A 17183-nucleotide genomic window follows, 5' to 3' on the forward strand; every position below is an offset into this window, starting at 1 on the left:
ATGAACTGGCAAGTCATCCAGGCTATTGCTATCAAGGATATCCGCCAAATCACATCGAACATGCAGGTGTGGCTGGCTATGGTCATCATACCGATCGTATTCTGCATCGTGCTGCCTCTAGCCATTATACTCGCCAGCAAATACGGAGGGATGAATGGATCAACAGAGGATATGATCCGTAAGCTTATCGAGAAGCTTCCTGCAGGTTCGATGAATTTAAGCGCCCAGACCGATGTGAACGCCCAAATCATTTATTTTGCGATCAATTATATGCTCCTGCCGCTCTTCCTGATGCTTCCCATTATTACGTCCAGTGTCATATCCGCCAACAGCTTCGTCGGAGAGAAGGAACGGCGCACACTGGAGAGTCTGCTGCTCGCCCCTATTCGTATTAAGGACCTGTTTCTCGGAAAAATACTGGCTTCGTTCATTCCCTCCTATACCGTGACACTGGGCGGATTTATTCTGCTTGGCATTGTCGTGGATACGATGACGTACACCATGTTCGAGGGACTTCTCTTCCCCAGCATGAACTGGATCATCGCCATTGTTTGGCTTGTGCCTGCATTCACGCTGGTCAGCATTCTTCTGAATGCCATCATCTCAGCCCGGGTTAAGACCTTTCAGGCCGCACAGCAAATGTCCGGCTTGATCGTCCTCCCTGTCATCATGCTGGTGATCAGTCAAATGACCGGCTTGATGCTTATAAGCCCGCTCATTCTTGTCGGGATCGGCGGGGTTCTGATCCTCCTCTGCTTCGCCCTTCTCCCGCAGATTGCCCGAATGAACAGCCGCAGCCTGTTATTCGAGAAGCAGATTCATTAGTCATATACAATAATACAAGAAGAACCGCATGCTTCCGCAGCGGTTCTTCTTGTTCTTAACCTAAATCCGGTTTATCGACGAGCGATACCTTCGGATCAGCTGTCTGATGAAGCTCGAATACGACGATCTCGTTCACGCCTTGGCGAAGCAGCGGCCCTGGAATATAAAGCGTCTTCTGGGGACCGGCCTCCCAGTATCGTCCCAGATGGAAGCCGTTGATGTATACATTTCCTTTAACCCAGCCGTCCAAACGGATAAACGTATCCGCTGTTTCTTGAGCTTCAAACGTACCTCTGTAGAAAGTCGGACCGTTCTGGCTTTCGGCTGTAACCGGCTCATAGTTCAGGGCATCTGCTTTGGACAATGGCAGCGGATAGACCGTCCAGCCGAACAGGAACTGATTGTTCAAACGTACGCCCTCGGTGATTCCTTTATAATCCTTCAGATAAGGTCCGTAATTAACACGGCCCATGTTCTCTACCAGGATCTCCAGCTTGGCTCCGCCAGCAGGGATACGAACCGGTATCGATTTAGGATTCCACCGTTCCACAACCCCGATGTAGGCACCGTCTAAGAAGACAAGTGCGCGATCATGCACGTCTTGAATCGTCAGCTCCATCTCCGGACGCGGTCCGGATACGTGCGTGGTGTACAGAATAAACCCTAAGCTCTGCCCCAACTTCTCCATCGGATCTGGACAAGTCCGCTTCACCGGCTCGGACAGCTGCTCCAAATGACCGAACAGGCTTGCCTTCTCGCTCAAGCGAACCTCGCCATAGCTCCGCTTCGGGAGCGGTTCAGGGAGTTCGCATGCGGGTTCCTGGCCCGTGAACGTACGGATGACATCACGGATTGCGTAAAATTTCTCCGTCGGCTCTCCATCCTCGCTTAGAGGTGAATCGTAATCATAACTCGTGATTGTCGGTTCATACTCATGGGAATGATTAGCACCGTTGTAATAGCCGAAATTCGTTCCCCCATGGAACATGTAGAAATTGACGGAAGCGTTCTGGTCCAGCATATCCTGCAGCACTTGCGAGACATCCTGCGCACCGCGAACATGATGCTCCTCCCGCCAATGATCGAACCAGCCATTCCAATATTCCATGCACATGAGGGGCATGTCCGGTTGGTACTCGCGTAATTTATCGAATGATTCCTCTGCTCGTGAACCGAAATTCACGGTAGCTAACACGCCGGGTACCGTGCCGCCCTGCAGCATGGAATCTTCGGGACCATCGGATGTAAACAGGAGGACATCGATTCCTCTGCTTTCCATGCCCTTCTGCAAATAAGTCAAATAGTCTGTGTCATTCCCGTAGCTGCCGTATTCATTCTCGATTTGCATCGCAATAATCGGTCCGCCATTCGTACATTGCAGCGGCTTCAGCTTGGGAAGCAGCACATCGTAATAGGCATCGACTTTGTCCAGGAAAGCTTGGTCCATGCAGCGCAGCCGAATGTCCGAATTCGCCAGCAGCCATCCTGGAAGGCCGCCGAACTCCCACTCTGCACATATATACGGACTAGGTCTAACGATGACATGCAGTCCCAATTCACCTGCAGTTTCAATGAACCGGACAATATCCGCCAGCCCTTCGAAATTAAACTGCCCTTCCTCGGGTTCATGCAGATTCCAAGGCACATAAGTTTCGACCGTATTGAACCCGCCTGCCTTTAATTTCAGCAGCCGATCCTTCCAATATTCAGGAATGACACGAAAATAATGTATAGCTCCAGCAATTAACCGAATCGGACTACCGTTCAACATGAAGGTATTACCGGCAACATCGAATGCGCGCAACATCTTCAACCCCTGTCCATTATAATAAATCTTTAACACTTTTATCGTAATGAAGGATGCGCCGGAGCTCAATAACCAAACCCGCCTTATATTTGACCTTTTTCGCCGAAACTGTAGTATTAGGATAGGCGTCTGCTGCTATTCAATAATACCTGAAGGGAATGCGAGCGATGGATGTTTTATTCAGATTCCCCAATACAACGAACACCCTTCATATCATAGGGTGTCACTTCGGAATAAAGCCGCCTTCCTGGCAGTATCCGAAGCACCATCATCACTTGTTCGAGCTCCTGTGCTGCATGGAGGGCGAAATCAATGTAGCTGTCAATCAAACCACGGTTACGCTCTATAAAGGGGATTGGCTGCTGATCAAATCGGGCGTCAAGCACGGCATGCATAACAGCGCTTCGCAGGACTTTGCCTTCTTCAATGTCCACTTCGACATCGATGATCAAGAAACCCGCAAGCGTCTCGGGAGCTCGCCTTACAACTATATAGCCCGTTCAGATGCCGAGCACGAGAACCTCATGATATGCGTTAAGAAGTTGGAGCAGTTAATGGGACAAGGCATGCCGGCGGTTGAACAAGCTGCAGCTTCGGAAGAGCAATATATCGAAATCTCCTTCGAAGATAAGTTATTTATTCAAGCAAACATCCTGCTCATTATTCATGAAGTTCTGACCATTCTGCGGAATCGGAAGAAAGAGCAGGATACGAAGCCGGCTTTCCCGGCCAGCCGCGTATCTGCCTTCACATTGGATCTGGCACATACGATCGAGGAGCAGCTGAACAAGCAGCAATACTCGGATGCTTCGATTGCGAATGTCGCGCAATCCCTTAATCTCAGTCTGAGTCAGTGCTCGAAGGTCTTCCAACAGGTCTATGGGATTTCACCACGCCAATATGTCAGCCGGGTCAAGCTTGCCAAAGCGAAGGAGCTCCTGTCCACGACGAACATGTCTGTCGGCGATATTGCCGACAAGCTCGGTTTTCACTCGATCAGCCATTTCTCCAGACAATTTCGCCGCTGGACCCAACAGTCGCCCAATCAGTTCCGAGGGGTGGATCCACAACAGATGGAATAACAATTGGAGGACCTATAGAAACGGGCCCTCCAGATCATTACGATATAATGGACCACCACCATAAGAAAGCCGATAGAACCAGACAGCTGGCGATCAGAATACTGTCACGCCGCTGCCACAGCTCGGTGATCCGAGTCTCCGGGTAACCGCGCTTTCCTACACCCCGGCTTTCCAAGGCATTGGCAACATGTTCGCCTAGACGGAATAGCGCCAGCATAAATGGAATCGAAGTATCGCGCAGCCGGCCAGCCGCCCCCCGCCATGACCGGCGGGTCACTTTCCCGCGGGCAATGGAGATACGGGAGAAACGCTCCCACTCGGAGAGAAGTACAGGGATGAACCGCAGCAGCAGCGTAATGGTCAGTATAATCTTCTGTCCCCATAACGGGACCCGCCCTCGATAGGAGAACAACTGCTCCAGGGATCGCCGCAGCCGCAGCGGTGTAATGACCAAGGGTAAACCGAGCCCGATCAACATCGCAAGCCACGGACGCGATAAGGTTAGGAGCGAGTCCAGAAACGACGCCCAGCTCCAGAACGATCCGCCCGTCTGTTTCTCAACCAAACCAGCCATGAATGAAAGAATAATGGCGAACATACCGAGTGCAAGTATCGGGCCGCGCCAACGACGAAGCGGAATTCGGGCTGCCGCGACCGCCAGTGCGGCCAGAAGAGCGCTCCATGCGACACCGGACCAGGTTCTCTGCATGAACATGCCTGTCGTGAGCAATATATAGGCTAGCCATACGGACCGCGGGTCGAAAGCGGTTAATGGGGATCGTCGCTTCTGCGAAGCCGAATGCAGGCGATCCGGCGCCTGCGTTCCTTCTGACTCAGATATGGAACGGGATTGGTATTCAACCACTTCAAAGGCCTTTGGTTTGGTCATAGGAATTCCGAGCCTTCTCATTGCCGCTGCCAGCTTGGCAGGGTCCCATACCTCATCCGATGGTACTCCCCGCTTCCACATCTCATGCACGATTATTAGCCAATCGGGGATCGTCATGCCAGACTGCTCAAGCAGTCCTGGATTCGCAAGAATCTCATCCCGATTGCATGGAAGCATTCTGCCGTCAGATCGCATAAGCAGAATGGAGTCGGCTAAAGCAAGGGCCCAATCGCTGTCGTGCGAAATAAGCAGCACACCTTGCCCGCCAGCCTTGCATTGGTTCAACTGCTCCGCCAGCAAAGCATGGCCCGCTGCATCCAATCCTGCTGTCGGCTCATCCAGCAGCAGCCAAGAAGCTGGGACCGCGAACATGCAAGCAAGTGCCGCGCGCCTTCGTTCGCCGCCGCTCATTTGGTACGGATCACGCTGCAGCCAGGACCGATCCCACCCGACAGCCCTTAACGCATCATCGATCCGCTGCTCCTTGGCCGCCTCAGGAAGCGCGTAGGCTTGCAGAACATAATCCAGCTCTGCTGCAACGGATCGGGCGAACAGCTGCTCTTCCGGTGCTTGACAGGCGTAGCTGTAAGCGAGCAAAGCGGCAGAATTTCTTCTTCTCTTACGGGAATTCCCATTCGCTTGCACCCATAGCTTCTCCTGGCCGTAGGTGATTTGCCATTCTTCTACCGGTCTCATACCAGCTACAATTTCCATGAATCTTGTTTTGCCGGCACCGTTCGGGCCCATCAATACGGTTATTTCCCCCTGCTGCAGCTGCAGCCCGCCATCCAATCCCTTCAGCCCCTGGATCGTTAAGGGCATTCTCTGTTCACTCATAGTAAATTCAGCACCCTCCGCCATTCATCGACGGTTACCGGACTGGGAGACTCATCTCGATCCAGCCGCTTCAACTCCACGCCAAGCGCGGCCAAATAGGGCAGCCGAAGACCGCAGCGTTCGCATGGAGCTGTTCCTGCCGCAGGATCGCGGGACTCGTCCCCATATAGAAATTCACGAACCCTGCCGTCATACTGGATTCCTCCACCTAACATGGCTATGACACGAGCGGATGGCTCAAGCTCATGCAGCCGCTGCGTTACCCAGACAACAGCCGTCCCCTTCCCGTGCAAGGATCGGGCCAACTGCTGAACCCTGCGGCTCGACCGATCATCCAGCATCGAGGTCGCTTCATCAAAGACGATCAAAGGCGCTTCGCCAGCAGCCGCGGCAGCCACGGCCGCAAGCTGCCGCTGCCCGCCGGACAGCTGATCCCATGTGCAATCCGTTAATGAAAGCAAGCCCGTTTCTTGCAGGATCCGATCTGCCCGCGGAGCAATTTCCTGCGCCGAGACTCCAAGCCATTCCAGGGCAAAGTGAACCTCTTCGCGAGGCGTTTCTCCGAACAGCTGGGCTTCTGGCTGCTGCATGACATAGGGAGAAGGCATATCTCCGGCAAAGCCTCGACTCCACTCCCCGGCAGCCCCCTCCATGGTTAACCCCGCCAGCAGCCGGGCTAGCGTCGTTTTGCCGCTGCCGTTAACCCCCACCAGGTTCAACCACTCTCCTTGGGCGACAGTCAAGCTAATAGGTCCGATGATCCGCTTGGAATCTTCAGAAGATCCATATATGGATAAGTCCGACAACTCTAGAGGTTCTGATAAAATCGGTTTTCTCACGAATTTCCCTCTTCCCAACCTGATAATCCCATGATAAAATACTAATTGTTAACCACCTCCGTAAATATAGGTTAACATTCGAGGAGAGATTTGACAATGACCACTTCAACAACTGAACCATCACGCAAGGCAGTTAATTCGCAAGCCCAGCCTGTTCATTGGATACGGGGAATGGTCTTCACCGCTTTATTCGCCGCCTTATTCATTGCCTTCAGCTCCATCATAATTCCGCTATGGTTCACACCGATTCCCTTCACGCTTCAGACTCTAGCCGTCATGCTCGCCGGCGGCCTGCTAGGCGCGAGATATGGATTCTGGAGCATCGCACTGGTTGTTCTCTTAACGGCGACTGGCCTGCCGCTCATACACGGCAATGGCGGATTATCGCTCCTGCTCGGTCCTACTGCGGGCTTCATCTGGATGTTCCCCTTTGCCGCCCTGCTGATCGGGTGGGTGAGCGATCGTCTGTTCCGCGATAAGAAGCAGCTGAACGGCAAGCAAGTTATGATTCTTCTGATAAGTATTATCGTTTTTGGGGTAATAGCGGTACATATTAGCGGCGTTGCATGGATGGCCCGGAAGCCGGAATTGAGCTTCGCGGACGCGCTTGCCGCAGCTTCTTATCCTTTCTTGCCAGGAGATGCGATTAAGGCAGTCGTCTCCGCGCTTCTCATTCGGACCCTGCGTCCGTTTCTACCGAAGCTCCGCTAGAACGCACAATTCCGCATAATAGCAACGATGGAAACCCTCCATATTCGAGCTGTACCCATACAGAAGGACACGTGCTGTTACTGCACGTGTCCTTCTTGCTTGTTAGCTTTGCAGCGACTTAACATCTACTCGCTCTTATCACGTTCAGATTCGGTCCGGTTTATATACCGCTCATACCGGTTGTCAACCTCCTCGGCCATTTCCCGGTACAGCTTCGTTTCCTCGACAATCGGATCATGCTTCGTTTGAATGCGGATTTCATATTTGGGCGAAAGCTTCGCCTTTACCTTACGCTTCCGCTCAACGACGTCCAGCTCGTCGGATGTCAAACGTTCGACAAGCTCCCGTTCCATCTCCTCTAATCTTTTTTTCGCATCGTTCTCCGCATTGTCCATTCTTCTTCCTCCTCGTTTACGATATCGTGCTGCTCCAATCAGCTGCCTTACTTCATAATTCGCTTTATGAGCCCCAGCTTATTCTTAGACGACGGGTATCGGAAGCTTAAGTCGAACAAATTGGTTTGTTTCAAGATACTCTTATAATGGGAGAACGTTTGAAAGCTGTATTCCCCATGGTAGCTGCCCATCCCGCTCCCGCCCACTCCGCCGAAAGGAAGATGCGGTGTCGCAATGTGCATGAGCGTATCGTTAATGCAGCCCCCGCCGAAGGAAATACTTGATGTAATGCGCTCCTGTATCTCCGGGCTGTCCGTGAACGCATAGAGGGCTAACGGTTTCGGATGGCTGTTGATCGTATGAATGACTTCCTGCAAATCTTCATACTCCAATATAGGCAGTATAGGCCCGAATATCTCATCCTGCATGACAGAATCCGCCCAGCTCACCTTATCCAGCAAGGTAGGGGCTATTTTATGGAGGGATTCATTATAGGTTCCGCCATAGAGAATCGATCCGTCCTTCAGATAGGCGAGCAGCCGGTTAAAATGCTTCCCGTTTACGATTTTCCCATAGCGGTCCAGTTGAACCGGATCCGTTCCATAGAATAACTCGACGGCTTCCCGGATCGCTTGCACGAGCTCCGGTTTCACCGATCGATGCACATATAAGTAATCCGGCGCAATGCACGTCTGCCCGACATTCATAAATTTGCCGAACACGATCCGTTTGGCAGCCAGCTTCACATTCGCATCCTTATGGACGATACAAGGGCTTTTCCCTCCCAGTTCAAGCGTCACCGGAATAAGCTGCTTGGCAGCGGCTTCCATCACAACTTTCCCTACACCCGTACTCCCGGTAAAAAAGATATAATCGACCGGCTGCTTCAAGAGCGATTGGCTGACTTCCAGACCGCCTTCGATAACGGCTAGATAGGACGGTGCAAAAAAGTCGCCGATTAATTTGGCAATTATCTTCGAAACATGGGGCGTCAGCTCCGATGGTTTAATAACGGCCGTGTTTCCAGCGGCTATCGCGCCGATCAGGGGAGCCATTACGAGCTGAAACGGATAGTTCCAAGGAGCAATAATTAACACGGTCCCATAAGGCTCGGGCTGCAGCCAGCCTTTGGATCCGATATGGGTAAGCGCGGTTTTCACCCGCTTGGGCTTTGTCCATTTCTTCAGCCGCTTCAGGGTTAAATTAATCTCTTGATAGACGAGACCGACTTCACTCGTAAAGGCTTCTACGTCAGATTTGTTCAAATCCTTGTACAAGGCGGCTAATATTTCTTCCTCGCTGCGCTTAACAGCCTCCTTAAGCCGCTGCAGCTGCGCGCGGCGGAAGGAAACGGACCTCGTCTCCATACTGGTGTAATACTGCTTCTGCATCTTGACAATCTCTTCTATTTCAGGCTCTGTCCATTCACGGACCAGCGGCAGACTCATGAACACACCCCTTAGCTAAGATTTATCATCGTAGAAAATATGTTCGGCCTTTATTGCACCTGGATTGAGCTGTAGGACTCCGAACGAATAGCGCGGCTGTCTCCGCTTATCTGTCGGCGAGCCGGGATTGAACAGGAGCACGCTTCCTACCCGTTTCTGCAGCGGGATGTGCGAATGTCCGAAGAGGATGACATCTACGCTTGTCCCTTTGAACGAATCGAGCGCTCTCTGCTCGGTATTGATCCGTTTGCCAGTCCCATGGCCGTGCACGATGCCGATCTGATGCCCTTCGAATTCGAGCTGCTTCCGATAGCCAAACAGCTTGATGATGCCGGGGCCATCGTTGTTTCCTGCTACCCCGACAGTCGGAGCATGGGCTGCCAGCTCTTCGTAGATGGATAGCTGCGTCCAATCACCTGCGTGTATGACCGTATCCGCATCTCTCAATTCCCATAATAACCGATCGGGCAGCTTCTTCGCCATTCGCGGCATATGCGTATCGGCTACGACGATGATTTTCATCCCTCACGACCTCCATTATCTCCAAAGTGCGTGTATGCTTGTATGCGTCTAATCGCTTATCCAGAATCATTCGTTCTGCGCTGCCCATTGCCCTTCTTACGTTCATATTCTATCTTTAAAATATACGGTAACAACCGATTCGTTATCCATCTTCGTTAAAAATACACTGTCCGATTCCTATAACCTCGACAAGCAATGCTTCAAACCAAGCTTTCTCCGATTACATGCCGGGCTATAGCAAAAAGGCGGGAATCCCCCGCTTTCAGGGAAACCCGCCCTCTTCCTAAGTTCCGCTCTTACTGCTCCTTGCCTACGAGAAAAGCCTCGAAGCTACGGATAATCGGCTTCGCCGCATGGCTGGTAACCTGCAAGCGTATTTCGTCCGTATCCACTTGTTCAAACCGGTCGATTTTCTTATGACCGATGGCGCTTCCCTTCACAAGCTCAACCCACTCATTCCCGCACTTCGCTTCTAGTACATACTCCCGAATACGTTCGCCATGTGCGATGTCCTCCATAAGGATGGCATGGTCGACAGGCTGTACGCGGTCCAGCTTCAGAATCACATCTGATCCTTCTCCCGTCGTCGAGGCAATCGGTGTACCGAACCGGCGGGAGATTTCATCGCCCAGCTCGATGATCCGCTGTGCGTCAGCGTCTGGCAGCAGGCCCCGATCATCCGGCGCTACATTAAGCAGCAGTGTCGCGCCATGGCCGACTGACCGGTAATACAAGTCCGTCAGATGCGCCAGGCTGTGAAGGCTGCTCTCGTCATTGGGATGCCAGAACCAGTGCTTGCTGCGAATCGGCACATCGCATTCTGCCGGTACCCAGGCTGGCGTCCCTTCCATCCATGTCAGCATATCGCTCGTAAACATGCTTTCTCTGGCCGTCTCCGCCGTATTCCAGCAAGGATACGGCGCAACCCCGTCTTCATTGCCGACCCAACGAATGGTTGGAGAACCCATGTTGAAGATCATCGCATCGGGTTGATGCTCCTTCACTAGCCCGATAATACGCGGCCAGTCATACTCTCGTCCTTGCGAGCCGGCTCCATCGAACCATACCTCGACCAAGGAGCCGTATTGCGTCAGCAATTCAGTCAACTGCTGGGCATAGAAGTCGTCGTAGGCGGCCTTGTCGGCATAACAAGGCTCATGCCGATCCCATGGCGACAAGTACAAGCCCAGCTTCAGGCCCTCTTCACGGCAAGCGTCCGACACCTCGCGCACAACATCGCCTTGGCCGTTCTTCCACGGGCTCGACTTCACCGAATAATCCGTCGTCTTCGTCGACCACAGGCAGAAACCGTCATGATGCTTGGCTGTGAAGATGACATATTTGCATCCCGCCTGCTTAGCCGTTCTTGCCCATTGGCGGGCATCCAGAAGGGTCGGATTGAACCGATCAGGTGAATCGGTCCCTTCCCCCCACTCCTGGTCGCAGAAGGTGTTGATGCCGAAGTGGATGAACATACCGAACTCCATATCCTGCCAAGCCAGCTGCTGTTTAGATGGTATAGCCAATCCGATTTCATTCATAGTCAAGGTTCACTCTCTTTCAAGGAAGCTTTGATCACTTACTTTACTGCAAGCGCATTTTGGTAGATTTCCATATATTTATCGATCTGCAGCCCATCAAAGCCCTTCACATAAGAATCCCATTCTTTCTCGATGCTCTTGGAGCCTGTGATGAATTGCGCCATGTTGGATTTGATGTAATCCCGGATCGTCGTTTGGAGCTGAGCGGCGATTTCCGCATCCTCCAGCGCGATAAAGACGCCGTTCGGGTAAGTGGTATCCGTCTTGAACGGCTCGTATTTCTCCGATTCCTTCTGCAGACGCGTACCATACCCATCTTGTGCTAACGGATCCTGCGGCGTCATCCATGAATTACGGTAATCATACGTCCGCAGAGATGGACCGATTTGCTCCCAGCCGTCATTATGCGTTGGCTTCTTCTCTGTTGGCTGGATCGCCGTGTATTTCGCCTGCTTGCCGTTCATGTCCAATTCACCGTCTGTCGCTTTGCGCCAGCCTTTATCTTCGGGACCATGCTCCTGGAGAACAATCGCTTCTTCTGTATACAGATAGTCCGCAAAGCGAATGGCCGCAATTTGCTGCTCCTCCGTTGCCTTGTTCGTAATGGCAAATTGCGAGTTGCTGATACCGGCAAAATAAATCGTCTGCTGCAGACCGTCCGGTCCTTTCAGTGGCGGTACTGTTACATATTCCTTATGCCGCGGGTGCTGGTCATCCGGGCTGTGCGCATAGCTGATCAGCGCCGTGGTCAGGCCGCCCATAATATTATCGGGCTCGCGGTTAGCCAGCTGCTGAATGGCATCGGCATTTTGTGTGAAGGCCGCCGGGTCGATCAGACCTTCCTTGTACAGCTTGTTCAAGTACAGCAAGCCTTGCTTCCATTCCTCTTTATTGGCCACCATATCGACTTTGCCGTCTTTAACGGACAGGAACGTACCATTGCTCTTCTCGGTATAATCGTCCACGATGAAGGCGTTCATTAAGAAAGCGGATATGTTGCCTGCCCACATTTCATCCGAACCCGTAAGCGGAATTTCATCCGGTTTCCCGTTGCCGTTCGGATCCTTCTCCTTGAAAGCCTTAAGCACATTGTAGAATTCCTCTGTTGTAGTCGGGATCTTGAGGCCCAGCTTATCCAGCCATGCCTTATTCAGCCACAGCTTCATCGCATAATCGCAATGGTAGCATTCATTGATCTGCGGCAGCGCATAGATGTTGCCGTCCGGCGCGGTTATAGAGCTTTTCAAGTAAGGAATGTCTTCCATCGCCTTCTTGAAGTTAGGCGCATACTTGTCGATGAGATCATTAAGCGGAATAAATACGCCCTGCTTGCCGTATTTCATCTGCTCTTCCTTTGTCAGGTTGCCGTGCAGGATAACTTCCGGATAATCGCCGCTGGCCAGCATAAGCTGTTTGCGGTCGTTGAGAGCATTATCGGGAACGAGCTCAAATTCAATATCGATATTCGTTTTCTTCTCGACGAACGTGGTGAATGCATTTGTATCCATGTTCTCGATGCTGGCAAATTGGGGGGCGAACATCTTCAGCTTCATCGTCTTGGTCACAATCGGGTATTCACCTACCGGCGAGAACAGCTCCGTATTCCCTCCATTCCCCGTCGCCGAGTTCCCCTCTGCTTGGCCTCCATTATCCGGAGCATTCTCCGTATTCGAGCTGCAGGCACTAATCAGCAGCGAACAGCTTAGCACGATACCCAGCATGCCTGTCCATCTTTTGCTCCATCTTTTCATCGTATGACTCCTCCATGATAAGTTTTATGTGTGTCTCCCAGAGCTGATTCCGAACTTGACTTGCGAATTGCACCGGTATTACGACTGTTCCTGCATCACCTCCCGCAAGAATGAATGACATTTTAGCCTTTCAACGATCCGATCATAACGCCCTTGACAAAATGCTTCTGTACAAACGGATAAATCATTAATACAGGCGCGCTGGCAACAACGATGAGCGAATATTTGAGCAGGTCTTTGAGCCCCTGCTGCGCGAGCATTTGATCGACATTCGATACCATCGACGGATCGATCGTGTTCAGAATGAGAATGTTGCGCAGCACGATTTGCAGCGGAAACAGCTCCGCCGACCGCAGAAAGATGAGCGCATCGAAATAGGCGTTCCAATGTCCTACGGCGTACATAAGCGTCATGACGGCAATGATCGGTTTCGACAGCGGCAGTACAATGCTCGTTATGAACCGGATATCGCTGCATCCGTCCAGCTCGGCCGCTTCGGACAACTCATCGGGTATCGTCGTTTGAAAGAATGTACGGGCTACGATCACTTGGAATACCGCGATTGCCCCTGGCAGAATCATCGCCCAGCGCGTATCGAGTAAGTGCAGATCTTTGACAAGCAAGTAATACGGGATCAGCCCTCCATCGAACAGCATCGTCACGACGAGCAGCAGCATAACGAATTGACGGCCGTAGAACGTCTTTTTGGAGAGCGGATAAGCCAGCATAACAGTCAGGACTACATTAACGAATGTACCGACGATTGCATAGAAGAGCGAATTCGCATAACCGGTTAAGATCTGTGGATTGCGAAAGACGGCTTTATACCCTTCTAGTGTAAAATCAACCGGGAACAGCCATACTTTCCCCGATATGACGGCTTGCGGCGAGCTGAATGAAGAACTGAAAATATACAGCAGCGGAACAAGAACAATGAGAAAAATGACCGTTAGGAAAAGATATATCCCAAATAGAAATAAGCGATCTCCATGCGATTCTCGAATGACGGTTTGACTTGCCATGTGAACTCCTTTCTACCACAAGCTCGTGCTGGACAGCTTTTTGGCGATGTAATTGACGGTAACAAGCAAGATGAGATTAATGACCGAGTTGAAGAATCCGATCGCCGCCGAGAAGCTGAAGCTAGACCCTAACAGACCGACCTTATACACATAAGTGGAAATAACTTCAGACGTGCTAAGGTTCAGCGGGTTCTGCATCAAGTAAATTTTCTCGAAGCCGAGCTTCATGACATTGCCCAGGTTGAGAATAAGCAGGATCACAGAAACCGGTATAAGGCTTGGAATATCGATGTTCAAGATTTTCTGAAAGCGGGATGCACCGTCCACTCTTGCAGATTCGTACAGCTCAGGGTTGACCCCGGCTAGTGCGGCAATATAGATGATCGCGCCATACCCGGTAAACTGCCACGCATCCGACCAGACATAGATTGATTTGAATAGGCTCGGTATACCCATGAAGTTCGTATTCTCTACGCCGAGCAGAGCAAATAATTTACTTATGATGCCTACATTCGGCGAGAGCGTGACAATAAGAATGGAAACCATAATAACTGTAGAAATGAAGTAAGGGGCGTATGTCACGAGCTGAACGCTCTTCTTGAACAGCCCGTTACGGATTTCATTCAACGCCAGCGCAAGCAGGATAGGCGCCGGAAAGCCGATCAGCAAGCCGTATAGGCTGATGCCCAGCGTATTCTTCATATACAGCCAGAAATTCGGGGAATCAAAGAACTGGCTGAAATACCGGGTTCCCGCCCACGGGCTTCCCCATATTCCTTTAATGACGTTGTAATCCTTGAATGCGATGACGATGCCTGCCATGGGAATGTACTTAAAGACAATCAAGTACACAACCGGTAATAGAATGACCAGATACAGCTGCCAATGACGTTTAACCTTTCTCCATGCTCCAGATGCTCCTGGTGCTGCTTGCATACTAGACAAGCGCTCATCTCCTTTCGCCTTAGGATGCGGTTCTCCGCTGCCTGTTACCCATTCTGATCCGTGAAAGCGATTACGGCAATAAACAAGAATCGGCGGCAAAACTGTTTTCGCAAATGTCCATGAAAAGGCGCAGCCCCGGTAGATTCCGGGGCTGCGCGCAGGACTAAACTATTTTCACCATGCCAACTAAATTCAACCGGACAGCCTTCTGGATGCATCTTCGCGATACTCACTAGGGGAAATCCCGGCAATCTTCTTGAATACGCGTCCGAATGAAATGGCGCTCGTGTATCCGACGCGATCGGCCACCTCCTGCACGGAGCAATTCGTTGTTGTAAGCAATAGCTGTGCCTGCCGCATCCGGATATCGATCAGAAAATCAACGAACTTCTGACCGGTTTCTTCTTTAAAGAGCTTACTGACATACTTGGCGTTCAAGCCGAATTGTTCGCTTAAAAAATCAAGCGACATGTTCGGATTCGCGAATTGTTCCTCGATCAGCTTTCGCATATCCCGGATGACAGAGGTATGCTGCCGTTGATGATGAGCTTCCTGCAGTGCAGCGGCAAGCTCTGACAACACGCGCTTCGTCTCCTCCCTCATCTGCTCCAAGGAGTGGCTGTCATCAATGCATCTGCTGAGCTGCCTCTGGCCTTCCTGTTCCCAGAGCTCCTGAGCGTCCTTGCTGATCGCCGCCATTTCCCGGCCAAGCACGTAGATCAAATAATCCATCAGGTTGACGATCTCATCCTTGTTCAGCAATCCTTGATTAAGCTGCTGGAACAGATCGTCATACTTCTGTACCCAATCCTCTTCAAGCAGACGAAATGATTGCACGATCGAGCGGATTGCGCTCAGATGCGAGAACACCTCTGCCTGCCCCGTACTCAAAATTTGTTTATAGGTAATAACGCTGTTGTCACCCAGCATAATTTTATATTTCAACGACTCGACCGCATCTTTGAAGCCATTCGAAATATCGCCGAGCTGCTTGGCCGGCCGGCCGATACCGATTGTAATCGTAAACTTCATGTTCTGCTGGATCCAGCTGCGGACGTCAAGAAACAAGTCGAGCGTTCGCCGCTCTTCCTCTTCTTCATCCTCATTCTGCTCAAATACCATCGCACACAACTGGGACGCCGATGTCCATTCGGTCCACAGCAAGCAATCATGCTGCGCGGCCATCTCTTGAACGGTGCTGCGCAGCGCGAATTTCAATAGAATCTGATCCTGGCTCGAATATTGATTGCAGAATTCGCCATACTTATCGATCTCGATGATGGCCATCACCTGTCTTCTAGACGGGTGAGGAAGCCGCAGCTTAGACGCCTCCTCCTTCCAGTCGTCGAGCGTTAGCGCCGGCCGGTCTTCGATGAGCTTATGGAACAGATAACGAGTGCGCAGGTGGAGATCTTCCTTATGCTTCTGCTCATATTGATTGGCTTGCTCCATAATATTCTCAAGCGCGGTCTCAATGAATCGGAATTCATCGATCCGGCCTTCCTTGACCAGGCCCCCTGATAGCGGCAGCGTGTAACCGCGCAGTCGACCTACAATCTGCTCCAGCGGCTTGTAATTGCGTCTGGAGACGATAATCATCCACAGAAATCCGATGACGATCATCCCGAATCCCACAATGAGCCAAACCGTGTTGAGCGAGGAGATCAAGTGAACGACTCTGCCATTGACAAGTCCGCTCTCATAGGACCAATCGGAATAGCTCGACACATAATGCGAATACACTTTCGCGGATTCGGTAGATTCGGCTTCCTTGAACAATGCGTTGCCGGAAGCATCCTTAACCCGGATGAAGCTCACCTTGGGATCATAGAGATCCGCAATCATTTTACGAAGAGACTCTGTAGACACATTAATGACAATGAGACCCTTCTCATTCGTTATGAATGGGACGCCGCGTACGAGACTAACCACCTGCTTGCCGTCTATGACGGAAAACTGCTGGAAGCTTCTCATGTCCGTCCATTTCTTCGAGGTTGAATTCATGTAGCGTTGAATAAACGCATTGTCGATATAGGTGTTCAAGTATTCGCTTGTCGCATCGCTGAGGACGAACTGATCCTGATGGCGAACCCAATAGATCGAATCGATCAGCGGATAGGATGTGATCATGTCTTTCATCTTCTTAACGGCACTAATATTGACGTAAGCGTTATCAACCTTTTGGCTGTTGAAGAACTGGTTCAACTCTTTATTGTTTATAATTTCGAGCATTACCATATTATCGATCGCCTTAAGTGACGTATCGATGAGGCGCATCGCCTGCAGTGACAGCATTTTATTCGCATTTAGCGCTTCCTTGCGGTTCTGTTCGCTCAGCATTTGGAAAAACATGAAAAAGATGAAGGTAATCACGATAAAAAAGATTGGAATGTATGAAAGCAGCAGCCGGTAAAACCATGTTTTACCCATCTTTTGTCCCTTCTCCTTCATCCTTTGCCTCCTTTTGTATATATATAGAATAAAAATGATGGAGTCCCGCAAAAAAACGATTATTTTACTTATTCGTAGAATGAAACGGAAAATCCTTTATTTCGATCAAGGTTGTTAC

General features: G+C 51.1%; 14 protein-coding genes. 3 read left to right on the forward strand and 11 right to left on the reverse strand.

Going from position 1 to position 17183, the window contains the following annotated elements; all coding sequences use genetic code 11:
* Complete coding sequence (locus NNL21_RS15315; RefSeq protein WP_204818145.1) at window positions 1-825, forward strand: ABC transporter permease subunit; 825 nt, start codon at window positions 1-3, stop codon at window positions 823-825.
* Window positions 826-880: 55 nt separating this feature from the next.
* Here NNL21_RS15315 and NNL21_RS15320 read toward each other — a convergent pair whose 3' ends face one another.
* Window positions 881-2632 carry a glycoside hydrolase family 35 protein gene (locus NNL21_RS15320; protein ID WP_204818146.1) on the reverse strand — a complete coding sequence of 584 codons (1752 nt, stop codon included), beginning with the start codon at window positions 2630-2632 and terminating at the stop codon, window positions 881-883.
* Between the two features lie 167 nt (window positions 2633-2799).
* On the opposite strand from NNL21_RS15320, the gene NNL21_RS15325 reads away from it, so the two are divergent.
* Window positions 2800-3714, forward strand: a complete 915-nt coding sequence (locus NNL21_RS15325; RefSeq protein ID WP_204818147.1) for an AraC family transcriptional regulator — start codon at window positions 2800-2802, stop codon at window positions 3712-3714.
* A 37-nt stretch (window positions 3715-3751) separates the two neighbouring features.
* Here the strand turns inward: NNL21_RS15325 and NNL21_RS15330 are convergent, their stop codons facing one another.
* Window positions 3752-5440, reverse strand: a complete 1689-nt coding sequence (locus tag NNL21_RS15330) for an ATP-binding cassette domain-containing protein (protein ID WP_204818148.1) — start codon at window positions 5438-5440, stop codon at window positions 3752-3754.
* The gene (locus NNL21_RS15335) at window positions 5437-6279 is read right to left on the reverse strand and encodes an energy-coupling factor ABC transporter ATP-binding protein (protein WP_204818149.1); all 843 of its coding nucleotides are present in this window, start codon (window positions 6277-6279) and stop codon (window positions 5437-5439) included. The genes NNL21_RS15330 and NNL21_RS15335 overlap by 4 nt, the downstream gene beginning before the upstream one ends.
* Before the next feature lie 96 nt (window positions 6280-6375).
* On the opposite strand from NNL21_RS15335, the gene NNL21_RS15340 reads away from it, so the two are divergent.
* Complete coding sequence (locus NNL21_RS15340; protein ID WP_204818150.1) at window positions 6376-6990, forward strand: biotin transporter BioY; 615 nt, start codon at window positions 6376-6378, stop codon at window positions 6988-6990.
* Between the two features lie 125 nt (window positions 6991-7115).
* Here NNL21_RS15340 and NNL21_RS15345 read toward each other — a convergent pair whose 3' ends face one another.
* The 8 genes from NNL21_RS15345 to NNL21_RS15380 form a co-directional block, all read right to left on the reverse strand.
* Complete coding sequence (locus tag NNL21_RS15345) at window positions 7116-7385, reverse strand: hypothetical protein (RefSeq protein ID WP_204818151.1); 270 nt, start codon at window positions 7383-7385, stop codon at window positions 7116-7118.
* Window positions 7386-7432: 47 nt separating this feature from the next.
* Entirely contained in the window at window positions 7433-8833 is a 1401-nt protein-coding gene (locus NNL21_RS15350) for an aldehyde dehydrogenase (RefSeq protein WP_204818152.1), read from the reverse strand.
* A gap of 15 nt (window positions 8834-8848) precedes the next feature.
* Window positions 8849-9355, reverse strand: a complete 507-nt coding sequence (locus NNL21_RS15355) for a metallophosphoesterase family protein (protein ID WP_204818153.1) — start codon at window positions 9353-9355, stop codon at window positions 8849-8851.
* Window positions 9356-9651: 296 nt separating this feature from the next.
* The gene (locus NNL21_RS15360) at window positions 9652-10896 is read right to left on the reverse strand and encodes an alpha-L-fucosidase (RefSeq protein WP_204818522.1); all 1245 of its coding nucleotides are present in this window, start codon (window positions 10894-10896) and stop codon (window positions 9652-9654) included.
* A 38-nt stretch (window positions 10897-10934) separates the two neighbouring features.
* Window positions 10935-12647 carry an ABC transporter substrate-binding protein gene (locus tag NNL21_RS15365; protein WP_204818154.1) on the reverse strand — a complete coding sequence of 571 codons (1713 nt, stop codon included), beginning with the start codon at window positions 12645-12647 and terminating at the stop codon, window positions 10935-10937.
* A 122-nt stretch (window positions 12648-12769) separates the two neighbouring features.
* The gene (locus NNL21_RS15370; RefSeq protein ID WP_204818155.1) at window positions 12770-13669 is read right to left on the reverse strand and encodes a carbohydrate ABC transporter permease; all 900 of its coding nucleotides are present in this window, start codon (window positions 13667-13669) and stop codon (window positions 12770-12772) included.
* A 12-nt stretch (window positions 13670-13681) separates the two neighbouring features.
* Window positions 13682-14605 (reverse strand): ABC transporter permease, encoded by a 924-nt coding sequence (locus tag NNL21_RS15375; RefSeq protein ID WP_204818523.1) that lies wholly within the window; start codon window positions 14603-14605, stop codon window positions 13682-13684.
* Window positions 14606-14806: 201 nt separating this feature from the next.
* Window positions 14807-17065 carry an AraC family transcriptional regulator gene (locus NNL21_RS15380; protein WP_256555267.1) on the reverse strand — a complete coding sequence of 753 codons (2259 nt, stop codon included), beginning with the start codon at window positions 17063-17065 and terminating at the stop codon, window positions 14807-14809.
* Window positions 17066-17183: the final 118 nt, after the last annotated feature.

The organism is Paenibacillus mendelii (genome assembly GCF_024498075.1).
GTDB classification, from domain to species: domain Bacteria; phylum Bacillota; class Bacilli; order Paenibacillales; family Paenibacillaceae; genus Paenibacillus_Z; species Paenibacillus_Z mendelii.